This is a genomic window from Arthrobacter sp. FB24, assembly GCF_000196235.1.
Taxonomy (GTDB): Bacteria; Actinomycetota; Actinomycetes; order Actinomycetales; family Micrococcaceae; genus Arthrobacter.
Genome location: NC_008537.1, coordinates 38,635 through 60,019 on the forward strand (window position 1 = coordinate 38,635; position 21,385 = coordinate 60,019).

23 protein-coding genes and 1 riboswitch are annotated in these 21,385 nt (G+C 65.4%); of the genes, 10 read left to right on the forward strand and 13 right to left on the reverse strand.

Annotated features, from left to right (window positions below; all coding sequences use genetic code 11):
• The first annotated feature begins 65 nt into the window (after window positions 1-65).
• Window positions 66-1,196: a multicopper oxidase domain-containing protein gene (locus ARTH_RS21365; protein WP_011689595.1), complete on the forward strand. Its 1,131-nt coding sequence runs from the start codon at window positions 66-68 to the stop codon at window positions 1,194-1,196.
• Window positions 1,193-2,422: a ZIP family metal transporter gene (locus tag ARTH_RS21370; protein ID WP_011689596.1), complete on the forward strand. Its 1,230-nt coding sequence runs from the start codon at window positions 1,193-1,195 to the stop codon at window positions 2,420-2,422. Before ARTH_RS21365 ends, ARTH_RS21370 begins: the two co-directional genes overlap by 4 nt.
• Before the next feature lie 476 nt (window positions 2,423-2,898).
• Here ARTH_RS21370 and ARTH_RS21375 read toward each other — a convergent pair whose 3' ends face one another.
• Together ARTH_RS21375 and ARTH_RS21380 are read right to left on the reverse strand one after the other, a co-directional pair.
• On the reverse strand, window positions 2,899-4,383 hold the full coding sequence (locus ARTH_RS21375; protein ID WP_011689597.1) for a multicopper oxidase family protein: 1,485 nt from the start codon (window positions 4,381-4,383) through the stop codon (window positions 2,899-2,901).
• Window positions 4,383-4,655, reverse strand: a complete 273-nt coding sequence (locus tag ARTH_RS21380) for an SHOCT domain-containing protein (RefSeq protein WP_011689598.1) — start codon at window positions 4,653-4,655, stop codon at window positions 4,383-4,385. The genes ARTH_RS21375 and ARTH_RS21380 overlap by 1 nt, the downstream gene beginning before the upstream one ends.
• Window positions 4,656-4,660: 5 nt before the next feature.
• Between ARTH_RS21380 and ARTH_RS24435 the strand changes: the two genes are divergently transcribed.
• On the forward strand, window positions 4,661-4,873 hold the full coding sequence (locus ARTH_RS24435; RefSeq protein ID WP_083812764.1) for a GDCCVxC domain-containing (seleno)protein: 213 nt from the start codon (window positions 4,661-4,663) through the stop codon (window positions 4,871-4,873).
• 7 nt (window positions 4,874-4,880) lie between these two features.
• Here ARTH_RS24435 and ARTH_RS21385 read toward each other — a convergent pair whose 3' ends face one another.
• Complete coding sequence (locus ARTH_RS21385; RefSeq protein WP_043431361.1) at window positions 4,881-5,222, reverse strand: YnfA family protein; 342 nt, start codon at window positions 5,220-5,222, stop codon at window positions 4,881-4,883.
• Between the two features lie 131 nt (window positions 5,223-5,353).
• The gene (locus tag ARTH_RS21390; protein WP_052309830.1) at window positions 5,354-6,454 is read right to left on the reverse strand and encodes a VIT1/CCC1 transporter family protein; all 1,101 of its coding nucleotides are present in this window, start codon (window positions 6,452-6,454) and stop codon (window positions 5,354-5,356) included.
• Between the two features lie 716 nt (window positions 6,455-7,170).
• Window positions 7,171-7,330, forward strand: a riboswitch (cyclic di-AMP (ydaO/yuaA leader).
• Window positions 7,331-7,336: 6 nt separating this feature from the next.
• Between ARTH_RS21390 and ARTH_RS21395 the strand changes: the two genes are divergently transcribed.
• Together ARTH_RS21395 and ARTH_RS21400 are read left to right on the forward strand one after the other, a co-directional pair.
• Window positions 7,337-8,119, forward strand: coding sequence for a hypothetical protein (locus ARTH_RS21395; RefSeq protein WP_011689601.1), 783 nt, complete (start codon window positions 7,337-7,339; stop codon window positions 8,117-8,119).
• Between the two features lie 607 nt (window positions 8,120-8,726).
• The gene (locus tag ARTH_RS21400; RefSeq protein WP_011689602.1) at window positions 8,727-9,095 is read left to right on the forward strand and encodes a hypothetical protein; all 369 of its coding nucleotides are present in this window, start codon (window positions 8,727-8,729) and stop codon (window positions 9,093-9,095) included.
• A gap of 566 nt (window positions 9,096-9,661) precedes the next feature.
• Here the strand turns inward: ARTH_RS21400 and ARTH_RS21405 are convergent.
• The 5 genes from ARTH_RS21405 to ARTH_RS21425 all read right to left on the reverse strand — a co-directional run bounded on the left by ARTH_RS21405 (window position 9,662) and on the right by ARTH_RS21425 (window position 13,844).
• Window positions 9,662-9,880: a hypothetical protein gene (locus ARTH_RS21405; protein ID WP_011689603.1), complete on the reverse strand. Its 219-nt coding sequence runs from the start codon at window positions 9,878-9,880 to the stop codon at window positions 9,662-9,664.
• Window positions 9,881-10,100: 220 nt separating this feature from the next.
• Window positions 10,101-10,772, reverse strand: a complete 672-nt coding sequence (locus ARTH_RS21410) for a vitamin K epoxide reductase family protein (RefSeq protein WP_011689604.1) — start codon at window positions 10,770-10,772, stop codon at window positions 10,101-10,103.
• Window positions 10,773-10,999: 227 nt separating this feature from the next.
• Complete coding sequence (gene lspA / locus ARTH_RS21415; protein ID WP_011689605.1) at window positions 11,000-11,509, reverse strand: signal peptidase II; 510 nt, start codon at window positions 11,507-11,509, stop codon at window positions 11,000-11,002.
• Window positions 11,506-13,461 carry a heavy metal translocating P-type ATPase gene (locus ARTH_RS21420; protein ID WP_011689606.1) on the reverse strand — a complete coding sequence of 652 codons (1,956 nt, stop codon included), beginning with the start codon at window positions 13,459-13,461 and terminating at the stop codon, window positions 11,506-11,508. Before ARTH_RS21420 ends, lspA begins: the two co-directional genes overlap by 4 nt.
• Window positions 13,458-13,844, reverse strand: a complete 387-nt coding sequence (locus tag ARTH_RS21425; RefSeq protein ID WP_011689607.1) for an ArsR/SmtB family transcription factor — start codon at window positions 13,842-13,844, stop codon at window positions 13,458-13,460. Before ARTH_RS21425 ends, ARTH_RS21420 begins: the two co-directional genes overlap by 4 nt.
• A gap of 194 nt (window positions 13,845-14,038) precedes the next feature.
• Between ARTH_RS21425 and ARTH_RS21430 the strand changes: the two genes are divergently transcribed.
• The 4 genes from ARTH_RS21430 (at window position 14,039) to ARTH_RS21445 (ending at window position 17,382) form a co-directional block, all read left to right on the forward strand.
• Window positions 14,039-14,788: a cytochrome c biogenesis CcdA family protein gene (locus ARTH_RS21430; RefSeq protein WP_043431404.1), complete on the forward strand. Its 750-nt coding sequence runs from the start codon at window positions 14,039-14,041 to the stop codon at window positions 14,786-14,788.
• 17 nt (window positions 14,789-14,805) lie between these two features.
• Window positions 14,806-15,432: a TlpA family protein disulfide reductase gene (locus ARTH_RS21435; RefSeq protein ID WP_011689609.1), complete on the forward strand. Its 627-nt coding sequence runs from the start codon at window positions 14,806-14,808 to the stop codon at window positions 15,430-15,432.
• A gap of 461 nt (window positions 15,433-15,893) precedes the next feature.
• Window positions 15,894-16,574: a helix-turn-helix domain-containing protein gene (locus ARTH_RS21440; protein ID WP_043431406.1), complete on the forward strand. Its 681-nt coding sequence runs from the start codon at window positions 15,894-15,896 to the stop codon at window positions 16,572-16,574.
• Window positions 16,567-17,382, forward strand: coding sequence for a hypothetical protein (locus ARTH_RS21445; protein WP_156810871.1), 816 nt, complete (start codon window positions 16,567-16,569; stop codon window positions 17,380-17,382). The genes ARTH_RS21440 and ARTH_RS21445 overlap by 8 nt, the downstream gene beginning before the upstream one ends.
• Window positions 17,383-17,585: 203 nt before the next feature.
• Here ARTH_RS21445 and ARTH_RS24005 read toward each other — a convergent pair whose 3' ends face one another.
• The 4 genes from ARTH_RS24005 to ARTH_RS21460 all read right to left on the reverse strand — a co-directional run bounded on the left by ARTH_RS24005 (window position 17,586) and on the right by ARTH_RS21460 (window position 20,745).
• On the reverse strand, window positions 17,586-17,750 hold the full coding sequence (locus tag ARTH_RS24005) for a hypothetical protein (RefSeq protein WP_156810872.1): 165 nt from the start codon (window positions 17,748-17,750) through the stop codon (window positions 17,586-17,588).
• A 318-nt stretch (window positions 17,751-18,068) separates the two neighbouring features.
• A complete protein-coding gene (locus ARTH_RS21450) occupies window positions 18,069-18,371 on the reverse strand; it encodes a DUF4193 domain-containing protein (protein ID WP_011689613.1) in 303 nt (100 codons plus the stop codon).
• Between the two features lie 207 nt (window positions 18,372-18,578).
• On the reverse strand, window positions 18,579-19,610 hold the full coding sequence (locus tag ARTH_RS21455; RefSeq protein WP_011689614.1) for a PDDEXK nuclease domain-containing protein: 1,032 nt from the start codon (window positions 19,608-19,610) through the stop codon (window positions 18,579-18,581).
• 286 nt (window positions 19,611-19,896) lie between these two features.
• A complete protein-coding gene (locus tag ARTH_RS21460) occupies window positions 19,897-20,745 on the reverse strand; it encodes an SURF1 family cytochrome oxidase biogenesis protein (RefSeq protein ID WP_043431363.1) in 849 nt (282 codons plus the stop codon).
• A gap of 314 nt (window positions 20,746-21,059) precedes the next feature.
• On the opposite strand from ARTH_RS21460, the gene ARTH_RS21465 reads away from it, so the two are divergent.
• Entirely contained in the window at window positions 21,060-21,284 is a 225-nt protein-coding gene (locus ARTH_RS21465) for a DUF3188 domain-containing protein (protein ID WP_043431366.1), read from the forward strand.
• Window positions 21,285-21,385: the final 101 nt, after the last annotated feature.

Consider the following 21,385-nt stretch of genomic DNA (forward strand, 5'->3'; position numbering starts at 1 on the left):
GCCTGAGCAAAATGTTAGGCTTAACGAACAATTTTCTTAGCCCTATGAAGTGACAAGGAATCGGCATGCCGAAAAAGCTCTCGGAGACGTTACCGAGCAGGCGGTCCATGCTGTCCGGCGCTGCCGCGTTCGCCGCGCTCCCGGCCTTTTCCGCGCTCCAGCCCCAGGCTTCCGGCGGGCATGACGGACACGGCGGGTCCGGTAACGGCGGCGGGGTCACACCCCCGCCGAACCCTGGCTCAGTTTCGGGCGGACATTCCGGCGGCGGCACGGGAGGGACGAGTCCCACGGCGATGACGAACCATGCCGGCCACGCCGGATTCGCGGGCGGATCCGTGCTGGCGGAGCGGGCCGGCATCGATCCCACCGCCATCCTGCGGGACTTCGACCGCGGCCGGACCAGCACCCTGCCGGACGGCCGGACACTGCGCGAGTGGGACATTGTGGCGGTGGACAAGGACTTCGAAATCGCCCCGGGCATCATCTTCAAGGGGTGGAGCTACAACGGCCGCATCCCTGGCCCGACGCTGTGGGCGCGGGAGGGCGATGCGCTGCGCATCCACTTCACGAACGCCGGGGCGCACCCGCACACGATCCACTTCCACGGCGTCCACCGCGCCACCATGGACGGCACACCAGGGATCGGCGCGGGTTCCATCGCCCCGGGCCAGAGCTTTACCTACGAGTTCGATGCCACACCGTTCGGCACGCACCTGTATCACTGCCACCAGTCACCGCTGGCCCCGCACATTGCGAAGGGCCTCTACGGCGGCTTCATCGTCGAGCCCAAGGAAGGCCGGCCGCCGGCCGACGACGAGATGGTGATGGTCATGAACGGCTACAACACCGACGGCGGGGATGACAACGAGTTCTACTCCGTCAACGGCCTCCCGTTCCATTTCATGGACTTCCCGGTCAAGGTCAAGCAGCACGAACTCGTGCGCATCCACCTGATCAATGTTCTCGAATACGATCCGATCAACTCGTTCCACATTCACGGAAACTTCTTCCATTACTACCCGACCGGGACCATGCTGACGCCCAGCGAGTACACGGACACCATTTCCCAGGTCCAGGGCCAGCGCGGGATCCTGGAACTCCGCTTCCCCTACCCGGGCAAGTTCATGTTCCACGCCCACAAGACCGAGTTCGCCGAACTGGGCTGGATGGGCTTCTTCGAAGTGAGCGCATCATGACTCTCGATGAGAAAAGAAGCTCGGCGCAGGCCGCCGAACGGCACCGCCGGCCACCGCTGCCACGCTGGCTGCTCGGGCTCGGGCCGCTGGTCCTGATCGCGATCGTGCTGGGTCTCTTTTCCCTCCTGAACGCGCCGGGACTCTCCAAACTGTCCGAGGGCATTCCGCCCAAGGAGGAGATCGCCGTCGAGGACATCCGGCTGACACCCGGCCAGATCTCCATCACCGTCCGCAATGAGGGCCCGGATCCGGTGGCCATCGCCCAGGTCAACGTCTCGGACTACTACGCCCTGTTCACCCAAACCCGCGAAACCATGGCACCGCTGGAGGCCTCCACCCTCACTGTCGACTACAACTGGGTCGACGGCGACCCCTACGAAATCGCCCTCGTGACCACCACGGGCGGCAAAATCCTCGCCGAGATCGCGGCGGCACCGAGCCCGGAACGCGGCAGCCAGTTCTTCGGACTCATGACACTGCTCGGCGTGTACGTCGGCGTGATCCCGGTCGCCCTCGGGATGCTCTGGATGCCCTTCGTGCGCCGCTCCTCCAAGTCCTGGATCAGGGTCCTGCTCGGCGTCACCGTCGGACTCCTCGCCTTCCTGGCCATCGACGCGACCCTGGAAGCCGTCGAGCTCGTGGCCAACAACGGCGCCTTCGGCGGAACCATGGTCGTGTTCCTCGGGGCCCTGACCTCCTATTTGGTGCTGGAAGGAACGGACGCCTGGATGCGCCGGCACCAGAAACCCGGCAGCACCGGCCGGCCGGAGGCCCTGCCGCCCCGGCGCCTGGCCCTGCTGATCGCCATCGGCATCGGACTCCACAACCTCGGCGAAGGACTCGCCATCGGCTCCGCCTACGCAGTCGGCTCCCTGGCCCTGGGGGCCTCACTGATCGTCGGCTTCGCCATCCACAACACCACCGAGGGCCTGGCCATCGTGACCCCTCTCGCCAAGGAACCCCCCGGGCTTGGCTGGCTTGCTGTCCTGGGGCTCATCGCCGGGGCACCCGCCGTCGCCGGGGCACTGATCGGAGCCACCGTCTACCAGCCAGCCCTCTCCGCGTTCCTGCTCGGCATCGGCGCCGGCGCCCTAACCCAGGTGGCCATCAAACTGCTTCCTCTCCTGAAGGACCGGCAGGGAAAAACCTTCACCGCGCTCACCACCCTCGGCATCATCCTCGGACTGGCCGTGATGTTCGTGACCGGACTCCTCGTCCAGGCCTAAGAGACGGGGCCGCCGGAAATTACACAATTGCGTGAATGCATTGCCGCAGGTACTTCGTGGCCATGGAAAGCCACCCGCACGCCCCTGTGCTGGCCCGCTTCGGCTACGCCGGAATCAGCCTTTATCGATGACGAAGTCATCGGCCTGAACAACCCCGGAAAACCACTCCCGCCATCCCCTCCGCCCAGAAGAGCCGGGACACAGCGGACCTGGCAGGTAGCGACGACGACTCCGCGGAAAAGGAGATCTCCGGCCCCCACCAGCCGCGTCAGCGTCAGGACCGCAAGGTAGGGGAATGCTATTGAAAAGGTCAACGGGTCGGGCTGCGGCAGGTTCCCGGAGTGAATATTCAGAACGTGACATCGTGGTGGTGGTCTGCTGCTCCATCGCACGCTGAAAGCAACTCTTTGTGATCGCAGTCCGGCTTTCGAGCAGTATGGGGTTGGCCAGACGCCAGGGTGCGTCGATGAGGCGTCTCACCGGACTTCGATGGCACTCATCATGCCGAGGTCCTCGTGGTCCAGGATGTGGCAGTGGTACACCGAGCGTCCCCGGAAGTCCCTAAAAGCCACCCTGACATTTACACGACCGTTCGCGGGTACGTTGACCACGTCCTGCCAGATGGGGGTGTTCGTCCCCTGGCCGTTTTCCTCGATGATTTGCATCGGCCAGACATGCAGGTGGAACGGGTGATCCATGGGACTGGTGTTGATCAACGTCCATTCCTCCACATCCCCGGCCGCGACCGTTGTGTCTGTTCTGGCCTCGTTGAATTCCCTGCCGTTGATGGTGAAACGCATCATGCTCCCGCCCCCGCCCCCGCCTCCGCCCATGCCCATTCCCATGCCGGCGGCCAGGACGATCTGCCGGCGGGCCGCGACGGCGCCTGACCGCAGGTCTCCCAGCACCTGCTGGGTGGGCACGGCGGTCAGGGCTGCGACCGGTTCGCCGGATACGCGGAGAGTGGCCAGTGCGGCGCCGTCCGGCTGGTCTGCAGGGTTGCGTGCGCCGAATCCCGGGCCCATCATTCCCGGGAAGCTTCCCCGGTTCTGATAGAGCGTGCGCAGCACGGAGTCCCCTGTCGTTGTGGTCACGAGGAGGTCTGCCCGGTTTCCGGGCATCAGCAGAAGTTCATCCACACTCTCGGGTGTCGGGAAGCGGCCGGCGTCCATGCCGAGGAGCTGAAGCCGCTGCCCGTCGAGCCGCAGACGGAGGTAGCGGGCCACGCACGTGTTGATAATACGCCACCGTTCGCGTTGTCCTGGGCGGGCGCTGAATTGCGGGTTGCTTTGGCCGTTGACCAGGATAAGTTCACCCTCCCGGCCCATCATCCGTTCCATCGCCGGGACTTCCGGGATGTTCCCCAGGCCGTCCAGAGTGGTGTCCGAAATGACCAGTACCCGTTCCGCACTTGCCTCGATGGGTTCAAGGTCCTCGACGAGGATTGCTCCGAAGAGTCCGGCGAAGATCTGATCGGCGACCGTGCCGTGGTGGTGGGGGTGGTACCAGTACACGCCCGGGGGATGGTCCTCGGGAAGCTTGTATTCGTAGTCGAAGGTGCCGCCGGGGTCGACCGAGACGAAGACGTTGTCCCCGTTGCCCTCGGGGGAAACGTGGAGGCCGTGCACGTGCAGGTTGGTGGCCTGGGTCAGGTTGTTGACGAGCCCGATCTTCAGGACATCGCCGGCGCGTACGCGCAGTGTCGGGCCGGGGATGCCGCCGTTGTAGGCAAGGGCTACGGCCTGCCGGCCTGCCAGCAGCAGCTGTCCGGGTGCAGCTTCGAGCCGTACCTGCAGCTGGCCATTGGTGCTCCGTTCCTCCGGAGGCTGGGTCAGGTCGCTTCCCGTAACGGGGGCCTCGCGCGAGGTCAGGGTCCAGATCAGCCCGGCACCGCCGGCCGCTGTCCCCGCAATGCCGAGCCCACCCAGCAACAACGCCTGGCGGCGGCTGATGGGCTGCACTACGGGCCCTCGCCGAGCACTTTGAGGTGTTCGCGGTACTGGTCTGCGGTGAGTTCTCCTCTCGCAAAGCGCTCGTCGAGGATCTGACGGGCCCTGCTCGCCCAGACAGGCGGCGGCCCGACTGTCCCCTGTGGGCCTGTGGGCCCGTATCCGCCACGGACGCCGCCGCCAAAGACTCTGACCGCCAGCAACACCAGCAGCGCAATCCCGATGAGTAGCAGAAGAGCCCAGAGCCACATCCATCCCATGCCTTGTCCGTAACCCCACATCATGACCGGTGCCTTTCGTTTCCAGAGTTACTCCCGACTCTTCGCGCGGCCTCGGCCGACAGGTAGAGTCCGAGGTCCCGGTCTACCCTGGGCCGTCATCGCATCCGCAGCAGTCGGCCCGGTGTGCGGCGTGCGGGGTCACCAGCAAGCCGAAAGCCGGGGACTGCTGCGTCTTCTGCTCGTACGGCGACACCAGATGCCCGCCGCTGCAATCCCCGTGATCGCGTCCTAGGAAGTAGTCCCGCGGGGAGCGAACATGATCACGGCCACCCCCACCAGACAGATCACGGATCCGATGACGTCCCAGCGGTCGGGCCGGAACCCGTCGAAGACCATTCCCCACACCAGGGACCCCGCGACGAACACGCCGCCATACGCGGCCAGAATCCGTCCAAAGTGCGCGTCAGGCTGCAAGGTCGCAACAAAACCGTACAGACCCAGGGCAATGATCCCGAGCCCGGCCCACCACCACGCACGGCCCTCCCGCACGGCCTGCCACACCAGCCAGGCACCACCTATCTCGGCGACAGCGGCCAGAATAAACAGCAGCACGGACTTGGCAATCGTCATGAACCTCATCATGCCGCACGTTTGGAGGCAGCCCGCGTCGGCCGGAAATCGTCAGAACTGCGACGAGGGTCTGTAGGTTAGGAGCCCTGACAGTCCGGCCGTCCGACGGCTGCCCCTCCCTGCCGTGCCACCTAGGCCGTGCTGGTTCCGAACAGCATTCCCAGCAGATACGTCACGGCTGCAGCGCCATAGCCGATTCCGAGTTGGCGCAGTGCCATTTTCAATGGAGCCCCGCCGGAGAGCAGCGCCACAATGGCGCCGGTGGTCAGCAGGGCCAGACCGACGATGATGCCGGCGACGATCAGTGCGGTGATGCCCTGGAGCCCGAACAGGTACGGGAGTACGGGCAGAATGGCGCCGGAGGCGAAGAACAGGAAGCTGGAGGTGGCCGCGCCCAGCCCGGTGCCGACGGCTTCGTGCTTGTCGTGGTCGGGGGGTGTCGCCACGGGTTTCTCGTGGGGGTTTTCCAGCGTCTTGACGGCCTTTGCGTTTGCTTCCTCTTCTGCCATTCCCCGCGCACGGTACAGGAGGGCCAGTTCGTTGGCGTCGACGTTCAGGTAGGGAAGCCGGGCGTGGGCGTCCTCGTTCGGGGTGGAGGCTTCGAGGAGTTCGCGCTGGGAGCGGACGGAAACGTATTCCCCGGCACCCATGGACAGGGCGCCGGCGAGCAGCCCTGCCACGCCACTGAGCAGGACCACGCCATTGGACGCGCCGCTGGCACTGATGCCCATCACGAGGGAGAGGTTGCTGACCAGCCCGTCGTTGGCGCCGAAGACGGCGGCACGGAAGCTCCCCGAGAGCCTGTTACGCCCCCTGGTGGCCAAGGCGCGGACGATTTCCTCGTGGATTTGTTCGTCGGCCGCCATGGTGTCGGTGGCGTGGACATCGCCTGTGTACGGGGAACGCGCCTCGGCGCGCTGGGCCAGGGCGAGGACGAACACGGATCCGAAGTGGCGGGCCAGGAAGCCGACGAACCGGGTGCGGAGGCTTCCCTGGCGCGGCTTGCCGACCTGGTCTCCGAGCATGTCCAGCCAGTGCTGTTCGTGGCGGGACTCGGCCTCGGCCAGGGCCAGCAGTATCTCGCGCTCCTCCCCGGTCCGGCGGCCGGCAAGGTCCCGGTACACGGCCGCTTCGGCCCGTTCGTCGGCCAGATACTGGCGCCAGCGGCGCAGGTCCGCGTGGCTGGCGCTCCGGGAGGGGGCTGCTGTGTCTGTCTGGGGCAGGTTGTTCATGGTCATCCTCAAGGCAATACCCTGGACCGGACCCGCTTGGTTTTAAGGGAACCCCGGTCAGAGTGGTGTCTGACCGAAGGTCTCGCTCGCCCGGGTCCTACAAGGCCCGGGTGGCGCACCGGGCATCCTGTTGGAGGATGCCAGTATGTCGATGCGCCGCTGCGTCCGCGGCACGCGGACGGTGGGAACTACTCCCCTTCGATAAGACAAGTCTTCCATATATTCGAAGTCACTGCATGCGTTTGCATGTTTTTCGGATTGCCGAATCTTCATCTCCTGGAAGGCCTCCAGGCGTCATTTCGGTGTGCCGCGGGATTCTTTAGCGCCAGGCGACTGCGGAAAGTGACCGCTAGCCTTACCTGCGTCCGTCGTCGCCGCACGTGGAGGCACTTTTGCCACGACATGAGGACGGTCCGGTTGGTTGGCCTTCCGCGGGTGCAAACAGCGGGGGAGTGCGCGGCTTTGAGTGGCCGGGTTTCGCGGAAGCTAGACACCTCTCTGTCAACAAATGCAAGTCCCTGCAGGCGGCCCGGAGACTTGGAAAGAAGCTTGGGCCGGCCGCCTTTTCTGCTCGCCTGCACCTGGGGGCTGTGACATTTATCCCGTGGCGTTATCAGAATGTGACAATCCTCTCTTACTTAGGGTACGGTCGATTCCGTGCCGGTTCTCTCCAGGGGCGGCACTCCCGGGTCGATTGCCTAACTCTGCCGCTGCCGGGGATCCGTTCGCAGAATTCGTCCGGCAGAGACGGGGAAACCACGTTTGGCCTGGTCCAGGCCTTGGGGTGAAGCCGCGCTACTGCATCTGCAGGAGTTGCGGCCGGGTGACTCCCATCCGAATCCGACAGCTAACCCCGCAGGCATTGGGAGAGGCTACTTTGTCATGTCCACACGCGTTCATGGCCGCCGTCGCGCGGTTACCGTTCACACCAGTCCGCTCGCGAAGATTTCCAAGTCTGCCGCAGACAACTTTGGCGGAGCGGGACGGCAGGCCGCCGTCATCGCCGTTGCTTCAGGCCTCGTTTTATCCAGTGGTATCGCTGCCCAGGCCGCAGAGGCTCCGGCCCAGCAGGACGCGACACTGCCCTCCACGCAGGAAGTGACCGCCCAGGCGTCCGCTCCGCTCAGCGCCGACGCCAGCGTTCGGATATCCTTCGAACGCCCGGCCGTCACCACTACCCCCGCACCGGTCATCGAAGCGCCGGCGGCTGTCGAAATCCCTCAGCCCACACCGGTGGCCAAGACACCGGTGGCCAAGACGCCGGCGGCCCAGTCACCGGTCGCAGCGCCCAAGGTCACCGTTCAGGCGGCCCCGGCGCCGGCCGCTGCCCCTCAGGCAGCGGGCGGAGTCAACGCCACCATGCTTTCGGCCGCGTACGCGCAGCTGGGCCTCATCCAGGACTGCACGCGCCTCGTCGAAAAGGCCTTGGGCGCAGCAGGCATCCCTGTCGGCGACATTGGCCCCATGGCGTTCATGAAATACGGCAAGACTGTCGGCACCCCGGCCCCGGGTGACATGGTTGTTCAGTCCGGACACGTTGGAATCTACGCAGGCAACGGCCAGGTGATCAGCTCGGGCATGAACGGCAAGAACCAGACAGTGGTTCATCCGCTGTCGTGGTTGACCGCAACGGGGCCCGTTACGTTCGTACGCGCCGGCGCTTAGTAACACCCGCGCCCACGGCCGGTGAGGTGCTGCCTTGGGGGTAGCGCGTCACCGGCCGTTGGCATATCGCCCTCCGGTTGATAAAGGCCCGCCGCCGGTGCGGGGACGGTGCCAAAGCTACGGACGGCCCGGACGCCGTTGCCGAAATCCCGCACTGCAGATTTGGATGGCGATTGTTGTTGGTACGCAATGCGGTTCCATGTCTGATTCACGGCCAGGACGACGCCGATCATGTCCTCGGTCCCGTGGCCAGCTGGGCGACCGAGTTCGTACTGGGGTGGCGAAGCAGTCACTGTAGCTGTATCCGACGGCCCAGAACGACGTCAACAAATTCTAGACCTGGATTTCACCATCGCAGTCGAGCTACGCCGGCCCTGGCCGGAGTATCCTTCGGCGCATTCGATCAGATCCCTCTCCGCACTGGCCACCAGATGCCGTAGGAGGATCATGATGTGGCATCGGCAGGAGTCCTTTGCGCGCTGGATTGCCTGCGTCCTCAAATGAATGAAGCCCAGCCGGCCGGTGCAGCGCCTCAGTCAGCGTCCGCCCGCCAGCGCGCGGGAGCCTCAAGGAACGCGTCTACGCCATCTTCACCAGACTGGCTGTCGTGCTGGCGCTCCGCAGCCACGCGGACCAGACCACGCCCGGTGCGGCGGCGGCGACCCTCAGCATCGTGGTGATCTGCTCCCTGCTCGGGATCTTTGTCGCCGATCTCCTGAGCCTCCTGACGGTGCATTCGAGGCTCCCCTCCGGTGAGGAACTGCGCCATATGATCGCGTTCGGGGTGGAGGGTCCTGGTCCTGGTCCTGCTCCTGCTGGCCGCGGCCGGCCTCGGGTTCATGTCACGGCTGTAGCGCTCGGGTGGGCGGTAGGGGTGCTCGTGGTCTCGCTCGCCGTCGTGGGGTTCCTCGCGATCCGGCGCTTCGAGATCCCGTTGCATCACAAAGTCGTCATCATGCTGGCCGAGGTTGCGTAGCCTCTTGATGATCGGCCTTGAACTGCTGGCCCACAACCTCTAATTGCGGCCGCACACGGCGTTGCATACGCGCACCGGAAACTCCTCCGCAAGCGGGGTCAGGTTCGTCCCGACGCGTCGGGGAGAACGGAAGCGGCCCACGGCCGGCGCCGCAATCACATCATGCGAAGACGGACGGCACGGTATTGCCAGAATTTAGCTGAAGCGGAACCGGTCCAGACAGAGGCTCCGGAAGGCAAATGGCGTCACTGGTCGGTGAAAAAGCCACACCGGCTGCCCAACTGAGGGCAGACCAACCGAAGGCAGGCGGGGCCCGCCGCGGCCAACGCCCGCAAGTGCGCCCGCGGCTGGACGGCTCTGACCTCCCTGCCGGGCGCGCATGCAATCGACCAGGCTCTCTGAACGCTAGCGAAGCGAACTTTGCCGGACCGTCACTTGCGGTTCGGCGCGCTGTGGTCCGACGGGCGCCGGGACGCAGGGCACGCAACGGGTCGTCGCTCTGCGCCTTCAGTTCCTTGGTGAGCTTGCTGAGCGGGCGGATAAGTGGCATCAGCCCAACGTTCCGTTCACCGTGTCCGGCGTCGGGCTGCGACGGCGTCGATCACGAGGGCGAGCATGAGCAGGAACGCCACCGGCAGCCCGTAGAGGGCTGCGGAGGTGATCCACGCAGGAGAAACAGTGTTATTGAAGGCCATGGCCATAACAGCGCCGACGGAAGCCAGGGAGAGCGCGGCAACTGCCGCGGCAAGAATCAAGAGGACGTGCCGGAAGCGCTGTGGTGTCATAGAGGCAACGCTAACAGTTTGCCGCGCCCAGATGGGGGAGGGGGAACGGTACCCCCCGAGGTTGCTTTCGTTCTGCACGGCCGAAGCGCTCTCACCCGCTGCGCGGCAGGGCGGGCGAGCCCCGACAGGGCCGCGGCCGTTGCCGGCGACCCGGAGCTGGACGCGTCCAACGAGGGCCGGCTGCCCGGCTGTCGGACACTACACCGGCTTGCGCTTCTCTTTAGAAGCCTGACGTGCCGATGAAAACCTGGATGAAGGCGAAGAAGATGCTGGCCATCACGGCCGTGTAGAGCAGTGCGGTGATGATCCAGCCGGAATCGCTGATGATCCTGCCGGCGCCCGCGGGTACCTTGATGATTCCGTGTGTGATGTTTCGGGCGGTCACCCACACGACCATAGGGATCATCACAGCCCAGACTGTCATGCAGAGGGGGCAGAGGATGTGAATCGAGTACAGAGCCTGGGACCACAGCCACACCACAAAGGCAAAGCCGAGTGTGACGCCGGTCTGCAGCCCCGCCCAGTACCAGCGCGCAAACCTCGCCCCGGAGAGCAAAGCCATGCCAACGGTGACGATGACGGCGAAGGCAACGATCCCGATAAACATGTTGGGGAAGCCAAAAACGGAACTTTGCCAGGTCTGCATGACCTGGCCGCAGGAAATCCAGGGATTGATGTCGCAGGCGGTCTGGTAGGCGGGGTTCTTCAGTACTTCAAGTTTTTCCAGCACCAGAGCGCCGGAGGCCAGCCAACCGATGAGCCCGGAGATGACCAGGAGCCACCCGAACGGCCTGTCGCGGGTCATGCGGGGCTGTTCCGGCTGGGCGGTGTTATGCGTAGTGACGTCGTCGGCTAGCTTCACATTCCCGGCAGAATCGGTGGTGCTGGTCATAGGGTGTGGTTTCCTTTCAGATCGGTCGCCCGGGCGGGTGGTAATGCGGGGTTGCAGCCGCGGCGTCGGAGGACCGGGGGAGTACGTGGCGTTGTAGTCGGCGCCGCTGGCGCTGGGGACACCGGTGGCGCTGACCGCCCGGACTGCGATGGATCGCCCCTTCCGACTCCTCTTCCCTTTACCCCAGGGGCGGATCAGCCGGGTGAACGGTGAACGGCAGCAGGCTGTTAATCGCCGGTCCGTGTTTGCGGGGCCCTTAGAGTGCCCAGGATCAACAGGACTACGCCGGTGGTGACGAAGACGTCGGCGAGGTTGAAGGTGGGAAACCAGCCGCTGTGAAGGTAGTCCACGACACCGTCCCCGCCGAGCCGGTCAATGAAGTTCCCAACGGCTCCTCCGAGCAGCAGCGCCGCTGCTGCCCGCGAAAGTCTGGTCATGGCAGGAGCGGAGGAGACGGTGTACCAGGTCAGGGCCGCAATGATCAGACCGGTGGCGGCGATGACAATCCAGGGTGCCAGGTCCGCGCCGAGGCTGAACGCGACACCGCGGTTGTAAAGCAGCCGGATGTTGATTGGGCCCAGGTCGGTTGTCGTGCCGTCGGACAGCATGGCTTCGGCCAGAGCCTTAACGGTCAGGTCGGCCCCGGCCAGGAGGGCTGCCCAAAGCAGCAATACCGTCCTGAACCGTCCTGTCGACCGAACCGGCACGACGGGCCGGGTGGTCGCGTCGGCGCTCATACTGACGGTTCCAGTGCAGGGGAGGGCTGGGCGGACGTGAACGCGGTCTTGCGGCTGATCCGGCCGGCCCGGACGCCGTTGGCGATGACCACGATTTCGGCCAGTTCGTGGATGAGGACCACGGCGGCCAGGCCGAGGATGCCGAACAGGGCCAGCGGGATCAGCACCGCGATCAACAGCAGGGACAGCCCCACGTTCTGGAGCATGATGGCCCGGGTCCTGCGCGCGTGGTCCAGGACCTGGGGCAGGTGGTTCAGGTCCTCGCCCATCAGGGCGATGTCGGCGGTTTCGATCGCGACATCGGTGCCCATGGCACCCATCGCGATGCCGGTGTCGGCCGTCGCCAGGGCGGGGGCGTCGTTGACGCCGTCCCCGACCATGGCGGTGGGCTGGCGGGCCTTGAGCGTGCGGATGATCTCCGCCTTGTCCTCGGGACGGAGATCGGCGTGGACCTCGGTGATGCCCGCGGCCTTACCCAGCGCGGTGGCGGTGATGAGGTTGTCGCCGGTGAGCATGGCGGTGGTGTAGCCGGACGCCGTGAGCCGGGCGATGACGTCGCGGGCTTCGGGGCGCAGCTCGTCACGGACCGCGATCGCGCCGATCACCTGGCCGTCGTCCTCGATGAGGACGGCGGTGGCGCCGGCGTGCTGCATCCGCTCGACCTCGGCGGTCAGGGGACCGGCGTTGATCCAGCCCGGGCGGCCGAGGCGGACGGTCCTGCCCTCGAGCCGGCCTTCCAAACCGGCGCCGGGGACGGTGTCCACATCGGTGACAGCCGCCCGATCCGGTGCGGCGGCGAGGATGGCGCGGGCGAGCGGGTGTTCGCTGCGGGCCTCCAGCCCGGCAGCGACGGCAAGTACGCGTTCGCTGGTCGCGGTTCCGGTGGCAGCGACGTCGATCACGGCGGGCTTGTTGCGGGTGAGCGTTCCGGTCTTATCCAGCGCGATGGTGCGGATTTTGCCAAGGGTTTCCAGGGCGCCTCCGCCCTTGATGAGCACGCCGATGCGGCTGGCCGCACCGACGGAGGCGACGACCGTGACGGGGACGGAGATGGCCAGGGCGCAGGGTGAGGCGGCGACCAGGACGACGAGTGCGCGTTCAAACCACAGCAGCGGTTCCCCGACGATGAAGCCAAAGACGATGATCAACGCGGCGACGACCAGGATGCCCGGGACGAGCTTGCTGGCGATGGAGTCGGCCAAGCGCTGGCCCGGGCCCTTGCGGGACTGCTCGGCCTCCACGATGTGCACGATTCTGGCCAGCGAGTTGTTCTCCGCGGTGCTGGTGACTTCGACCTCGAGCGGGCCGGTGCCGTTAATCGACCCGGCAAAGACCTCGCTTCCCGGCCCGGCCTCCACGGGCACGGATTCGCCGGTGAGCGCCGAGGTGTCCAGGGACGTGCGGCCGGTAATGATCCTGCCGTCAGTGGCCAGACGCTCCCCGGGCCGGACAACCATCCGGTCCCCGGGGACGAGTTCTGCCGGCGGGACTTTGACTTCCGTGCCGCCGCGCAGGACGGCCGCCTCGGCCGGGACCAGGTCCAGCAGGGCTCGCAGGCCGCGGCGGGTTTTCGCCATCGAGTACTCCTCGAGGCCTTCGGAGATGGCGTAAAGGAAGGCCAGCATGGCGGCCTCCTCGAACTGCCCGAGGGCGACCGCACCGACGGCGGCGATCGTCATCAGCGTCCCCACGCCGATCTTGCCCTTAGCAAGGCGCCGCACGGTCGAAGGAACAAACGTCCAGGCTGCAACCAGCAGCGCAATGATCTCCAGGGGAAGCCTCAGCCACTGGGGCCCCGCGGCCAGCGATGCGATCCACGCCGCGAGGAGCAGGACACCGGAAACGGCGGCCGCCCGGACCTCGCGGACCTGCCAGAACCCAACGGCTTCCTCTGCCTCTTCGGATTCGCCGGTCCCGGTCTTCTCATCGCTGCAGCCGCAGGCGTCACTCATTGTGTGTTCTCTTTCGTCAAGGGCGCGCCAGGGCTGCCGGTGCCGTAGTTCGGGCACAGGCTGACCGCGTTGCCGGTGGCGGCAAGCAGTACCTCGGCCTGGGCGAGCATGTCCATCAGTTCGGGACGGGACAGCGAGTAGTACACGCTGCGGCCCTGTACCCGGCCCTCCACCAGGCCGCAATCGCGCAGGCACGCGACATGGGCAGATACGGTGGACTGGGCCAGGCCCAGCTCTGCGGTGAGGTCGCCGACGCGGACTTCACCACCGGCCATCCGCTTCACAATGCTCAACCGGGTCGGGTCGCTGAGGGAATGAAACAGCGCCGCTGCGGGATCGAGCCGGCTGCACGGATCGGCGGAAATCACAGGTTCAATCGTCATGTGACGATGATAGCGTATTTTTATGATGCCATCGCCCTAATACTGTAACGTCGACAAGGCGGCTCGCGGCGTTCCCTGCGTCCCGCGCTTCCATACGTAGAGCCCGGACATGAGTGCTCCTTCGCCCCGGGACGGGCGGGGCGATGCTGCTGCCGGGTTGGCGGACCATCGAGATTTTGACCGAGGAGACACCGATGAGCATTGGCGGATATTTCGCCGAGATGGTGCAGTCCGGTGCCTTGTTGGTGGCGATGCCGCTGGCTATGACAGCCGGCGTCGTTTCTTTTATCTCTCCGTGCATCCTTCCGCTGGTGCCGGGGTATCTGGGCTATGTCTCCGGTCTGACCGACCCGTCACGGCCGGATAACCGGCGGCGGGTCTTGACCGGCGTGGGTCTTTTCATTCTCGGTTTCGCCGCGGTGTTCACCCTGTATGGAGCAGCGTTCGGTGTGATCGGCGGCTGGATGGTGCAGTGGCAGGACACGCTGATCCGGGCGCTGGGTGTGTTCGTCGTATTGATGGGCCTGGTGCTGGTTGGCAGTTTCTCTTTCCTCCAGACCACGCGGAAACTTTCCTTCCGGCCCAGGGCGGGCGTCGCAGGGGCCCCGCTGCTGGGTGTGATCTTCGGCCTTGGATGGACCCCGTGCATGGGTCCGACGCTCAGCGCCGTCCTGGCGCTGAGCACGACCACCGGGGACCCCTGGCGCGGTGCCCTGCTGGGTTTCATCTACTGTCTGGGACTGGGAATTCCGTTTGTCTTGGTGGCACTGGGCCTGAACTGGGTTACCAGGACCCTGGGTTTCATCCGCCGGCACATCCGCACGTTCAACATCATTGGCGGTTCGCTGCTCATCCTCGTCGGGCTCCTGATGGTCTCCGGGGTCTGGATGGTCTGGATTTACCAGCTGCAGAACCTCGCCGGGACCATCACCACCCCGGTATAAACGCAAAGGACTGGATCATGAACGCCTACCGCCCCGCCCCTGCCGCCGGTGCATCCCTGCCCCGCCGGCGCACCCTCCTGCTGGGCATCGCATCCGGGGCGCTGCTGCTGACCGGTTGTACACCCCCGGATTCCCTGGCTGCCCAAGCCCGGGCCGGGGACAACAAGAACTACATTGCCGGCGACGGCTCCGTCTCCGAGTACGCGCCCAACGACAGGAGCGCTCCGGTGGAGATGGAGGGCCGGCTCTATGACGGCACCGTCGTCAAGTCCTCTGATTGGCGGGGATCGGTGACGGTTCTGAACGTCTGGTACGCCGCGTGCGCACCCTGCCGCACGGAAGCCCCCACGCTGGAGACCCTGTATCAGGAAAACAAAAGCGACGGAGTGCTGTTCTACGGGATCAACCTGCGCGATACTGCCGCGACGGCCGCCGCCTTCGAACGGACCTTTGGATCAACCTATCCGAGCTTTAACGGCGCCGACGGGGCTATCTTGCTGGCCTTGTCCGACTACGTTCCCCCGCGCGCGGTCCCCACAACCCTGGTTCTGGACAAACAAGGCAGGGTCGCGGCACGCGTGCTCGGCATCGCCGAGAAAAGCATCCTGAAAGCCCTCATTAGCAGCGCGCTGAATGAGTCCTGACAGGCGAACAAAGGGGCGCGGCTCCCAGCCCGCCGGAGCGCGCTGCCCAACCGAACAAGTGATAGCTAACTACCGATATCTGATATTATGTCGCCCTGTACTCTGCGTATCTCATCAGATGAATCATTCAGGCCCCTCTCCCGAGGAGTTCCGCGCCAGGCGTTCGAGGCCCCTTGTGCCGCAACGTGCAGGGGTTTTGTCCGAGTCCAGTCGATGTTCCCATCCATACCTGCAAGAAGAAATGAAGGACAATCCGGAATCCTCCAAGACCAGTGACCTCTCGACTGCGGCGACCAAGAGCGTGTCCGCCTCGGGTCCGCCTGCCACGTCAGTCCAAAAATGAGGGTGGTCGGAGCTGCGACCCCCTCATCCCGCCCCAGGTTGACACTTACCAATAGATTCATAACTGTTAGCGTATTGACACTACCCGTTAAACACGGAACCATTAGCGTATGGATGTAATGCGAGATATAACGGTGGCCGAGGCTGCCGACCGGCTCGGCCGCAGCACGATGTCGATCCACCGTCTGATCCACTCAGGCCAGCTGACAACCACCGGGAGGGTGGGTAAAGCCCTGTTGATAGACCGGTCATCCGTTGAGCGTCTGGCCGCCACCGGTACGCGGCCCGGCCGGGCGTGGACGGCGAAGACAGCGTGGGCCGCCATGGCCCTGCTCTCCGGCCAGAACCCCACCTGGATCTCCTCCTCCGAAAAGTCCCGCCTGAAGAGCCGGCTCCGCGAGCTTGACGCCGACGCCGTCTGTGTCCTGGCCCGGAACAAGGATAAGACCATCCGCTTCCGCGCTACCCAGGACGGACTGGCCGCGCTGAACAGCCACCTGATCGCCAGCGGCGCCTCCGCCATGCGGGACGAAACCACCGCTGACACCTTCGGCATGTCCGGCGGCGGCGGGATCGCCGAAGGTTACGTCATGGCCGGTGACGCGGCCGCGCTGGCCAATGCCTTCGGCCTGGTCGAAGACCCCGACGGCAACGCCATCATCCACGAGGTCGAGCTGGCCGAGCCTTTCACCGAAGGCCGGGCGCCGGTCGCCGCGGTCGCGGTGGATCTGATGGGATCCCTGGCCACCCGCGAACGCAGCGCCGGCCGACGCGTCATCGATGAGCTCCTCCATGTCTGAGCCGGCCATGGCCGAGGTGGCCACCGCCGACGGCCGCGAAATCTGGGACGTCCCGGTGCCCCCGGGCGGCTGGGGAACCCCGTGGCCGCAGTGCGTCGAACTGGCCAGGGCGCTGCCCTCAACCCAGTGGACACTGGTCGGCGGCCTTATGGTGCAGCTGCATGCGGCCGCGGCCGGCATGGCCGTTTCCCGGCCAACGGCTGACGTCGACATCGTGCTGCACATCGAAACAGGGGCGGCCACGACGGCGGCCGTGATGGCAGTCCTGTCCGGGCTGGGCTACACGCTTGAAAAGTCCATCTCGGATGACGCCCCGGCCCACCGGTTCGTCCGCGGCAAGCAGCAGATCGACGTTATGATCGCCGACCACCTTACCCCGGCCAAGGTTCCCAGGATCGGGGGACGCAAGCCGTTCCAGGTCGCCGGCGGCACTCAGGCCCTGCAGCGGACCGTGAACTGCCGGATGACAGCCGACGATGACGGGCCGGTGCTCATCAGCATCCCGAATGCCCTCGGCGCGCTGGTCCTCAAAGGGGCCGCCTACCGCGAAGACTCCCGCGACAAGGACCGGCACCTCGATGACGCCGTCGTCCTGTGTGCCACCATCAAGTCCCCTCTGGCCGCGGCGGCCCTGATGAAGGGCAGCGACAAGTCACGCATCCTGACGCTGCACAAGGAGCTCGCCGATCCCGGGCACCGGTCCTGGCAACTGCTGGATTCAGCGGACCGGACTACCGCGATGGATGCGCTCCGGATTTTGGCCGCCAACCACAGCCTCCCGCCGGCCAACCGGCTCAAGCTCGGCTGAGACACGCCGTCGCGGCGGAGGCGGCCACGGCGGCCGGGGCCATCCCGACGACGACGACCACGGCGGCGGCGGCGGCCGTTGTGTGGTAGGTCCTGTTCAAAGGAACCAGGAGATCGCTTTCAGTTATCCCCCAGCATTGACTCGTGCAGTGGCAGGAGGTCGGACAAGTACCTGGGCCCGCAACGATTCGAGAGCGGAAGGAATCAGATGCCGACAACCCCCACATTGAAGACCCGTCTCGGCGTGGGAGCAGCAGCGGTTCTGGCCGCCGGCGCCATGGCCGCCGCGGCCTTCAGTGCCGCCTCAGCATCCACGACGTCCCCCACCCCGTCGGCAGCTTCGACAGCTGCCCCCTCTGCCCGAGCCAAGACGAGCGCCCACGCCGGCCTCCACGGCCTCGGCTCTTTCCTGCAGATCAAGGCCTACAGCCAACAGGCAGCCGGTGACCGCGCCACGAGGACAGTAACCGCCCTGCAGAAAAGTTCTGGACGATTTCACCGTATGCCTGGTGCAGCTCTAAGTGAGAATTGCCCCTCATATGCCGGACCTAACCAAGGGAACCCAACGAAGAAAGGCACGTGTCCCCGTACGCCCGCTGATCCACTCCCCCCGGTCGGAAGGCCTGGCTTAACCGGCTATTTCCCCTGAGGAGGTTGCCGCTGGAGCGGGTACCGGGAGGGGCTGGGCTAGCTTTCACACTCGATGCAGTACGGGTGGCCGTTCTTTTCGCGTGTGAACTGGGAACGGTGCCGGACCAGGAAGCATGAGTAGCAGGTGAACTCGTCCTCGGCCTGGGGAATCACCTGAACGATCAGTTCCTCGGCGACGAACTCTCCGCCGGGGGTTATGGCGTCATCCAGCGCGTCGGCTTCGTCGAGATCGCGGACGACGCTTCTGGCATCCGGGGCGTTGGCGGATTGCAGCGCCTCGAGGGAGCGCTCCTGTGATTCCTTGACGTCGGAACGTACTTCGTCGTAATCGGTTGCCACTGCGGTGATTCTCTTCTCTAACGTTCTTACCGGACGGAAATGCAACCTACACCATCGGACCGGGATTCCCCTCGCGAGGACCGGCGGGCGCCGTCCGAGAGCCCGACACCTCGACCCGGGTCCTGGCCGGGATGCCCGAGGACCGTGCGTCAGAGCGCTGTTCGGGAGGCCCTGCTGGGCTGCGCGCCGGGCAAACCGCCAGGTCACCTAGTCCTCGGTCCAGTCCAGCGCCGCGGTGAGCCGGTCGGCGTCGGGCAGCTCATCGCGAACGTCTGCGGGCAGGGCGTCGTAGGTGTAGGAGGCCACGGCCATGGGTGAGGTCGCGCGGCCGAGGCTGTAGCGGACGGTGTGGTCGTTCTTGCTGCCGCAGATCAGGATCCCCACTGTGTCTGCGTGGGTTTCGCGGCGGAGCCTGTCGTCGACGAGGGCAATGTAGGAGTTGAGTTTTCCCGCATATTCGGGCTGGAATTTGCCGGTTTTCAGTTCTACTACGTAGTACCGGAGCTGCTCGACGTGAAAGAAGAGGAGGTCGATGTAGAAGTCGTCGCCGCCGACGTCGAAGTGGACTTGCCGCCCGACGAACGCGAACCCGGGGCCCATTTCCCTAAGAGTTTCGGTGATGCGGTCCATGAGAGCCTGCTCGAGGTCCCGTTCTGCGACTTCTCCGGACAGACCAAGGAACTCAAAAGAGTAGGGGTCCTTGGCCGCCTGCTGGGCTAGCTCCGAGTCTTGCGCAACAAGGTGTTGCGCAAAGTTCGACGGCGCTGACCCCGTGCGCTCGAGAGATTTGTTCATGATCATGTTCATCAGGACGTTGCGGGACCAGCCGTATTCGACGGCTTCTGAGGCGTACCAGTCGCGCTTTTCTTGGTCGGCAAGCTTGTCCAGCAGCACGGTGACGTGGCCCCAGGGCAATTGCGCAACAGGCTGTTGCGCAATTGCACCGCCGTTCCAGGCCCGGGCAAATGTCGTCATGTATTGAACGTTCCGGGCGGAGAATCCCTTCATCTCCGGGAACTCCGCCCGAAGGTCGTCGGCCAGTCTTTTGATGACGCCACTCCCCCACCCCTGGTGCTCCTGCTGGGCACTGACATCTTGTCCGATGGACCAGTACAACTCGATCAACTGGGTGTTGACGGTCCGCAGCGCTCTCGTGCGTGCGGCCCGGACCCGGTTCTTGAGCTCTCCGAGCAGGTCGATGTAGCCCGTGGGGAGGGTGAGGTCACGGGCATCAGTCATAGGTTCGATCCTATCGAGCCGGCCAGGTTGGAAGGGCATCTCCAGCTGGAGCTGCGGTCCTTAGTGGCTGGACCGTTTTTCGGTTTGTTGGCGCTTTGGTTTCCCGTCGCTGCTTGCCACTGACGGCGAACGGATCCCGAGGCAGCGGCAGGGTTAGGCATTCAGCACGTGAATGGCTTGTCTCGGCGGCGACGGGCACCGGTCTGACCAGTGACAGCCCCGGGGGAAGCCACATGTGAGTCATGCAGGTCGACGCGCGAAATGGCAAGAAACGGGCTGCTGCGCTTCAGAGGCCGAGAGCGTCAAGCATTGCGTCCTCTTCGTCGTCCGACCCGGCGCGCCGCCGCGTGCGGGACGGGTGAAGCGGCCTGTTGGCCGTGACCGGGGCATCCTGTTCAAGTTCCTCGCGCCGCATCCGGGCGTGTTGCTTGGCCGTGTACCCGAAGCCCACGAAGGCGAGCACGCCGAAGGTGATCCACTGCAGGGCGTAGGAAAGGTTGGACCCCTCCTGCACGGATGGTGGGGTCAATTGCAGCGGCGTTTCATCCGGTCCGGGAGACTCGGAAGCCATCAGACCATAGCTGCCCGTCATCAGCGGATACGCCAGCTGGCGCGTGTATGCCACCAGTTCGATGCTGGCCAACTGACCCTCGGGCGCGGCGCGGTCCAATCCGGGCTCCGCGGGCTTCAGCCGCACGACGGCGTCGATGATTCCTTCCGGAGGAGCAGGTACAGCATCGGGATAACCGGGCCTGAGATTCCCGATGGGCAGCCACCCCCGGTTGATCACGATCGTCTCACCGGAAGCCAGCCGAAAGGGAACCAGGACCTCATACCCGGGCGCGGCATTGTTCGGCCGGTTTCTGACGATCCGCTGATCGGACGCCAGGTAATGGCCGCGCACCGATACGGGCGTCCACTTGGCTTCGGGCTCAGCTACTTCGAAGTACCTACGGGCAGATTCGAACGGGACGGGTTCTTTTTCATAGTTCTGTTGGACACGCTGGATCTCGGCCACGGCCTGATTCCGGCGGTCCAATTGCCAGTTTCCCAATCCGACGCAGGCCGCGGCGAAGAGCGCGGCGAGCCCCAGGATCCCCAGCCACTGCCGGGTCAGAAGGAACGAGTACGTCACTGGCCGGACCGAAGGAGCGCCCCCGGCACCAGCGCGCCGCGCCTGGCTCCGGCAAGGCACGGCCCGCCCGCACCTCGCGCCCGGGAGGATTTTCTGGACCGGGATTTTTCTTCAGTAATGTCGCAGTGCACACCACCACCCTAGCCGCGGGCCCACCCCTCCCCATCCGCAAGCCAGTTCTGAGAGCCCGAACTGCCCGTGCTCCGATACCGCTGGGAAGGAGCAGCGGTCATCCCCCGCACACCAGCCGCGAGGAACCGGCCGCGACCGGTATCCGCCGGCCGGTCCGGAGAGCCAGCCGCTAAACTGCCAGGGTGCTAAATGAATTTTGGAACACCTCGACCGGCTCATACAAAGCGCTCGTATTTGGCGCCATGGGCCTGATCGCGGCCGGGATACTCCTGAACATCGCGGGAAACCTGTCCCGGATCGATGGCCTGACGGCCGCGTCCCTTCCGGTCATCGGAGTGGGCCTTGTGCTTCACAGCACAGGCGTCGTCATCCGCGGTCAAGGGGTCCGAAGCCGCCTCCAAAAGTAGCCCGGAGGCGGGCGGGCGCCGGGAGCGCCTTCCTGGCCGCCGGGGCCTCCATCCCATCCGGTGCGTGGCCTGGCGTCGGCATTCCCGCAGGCTGGACGTCT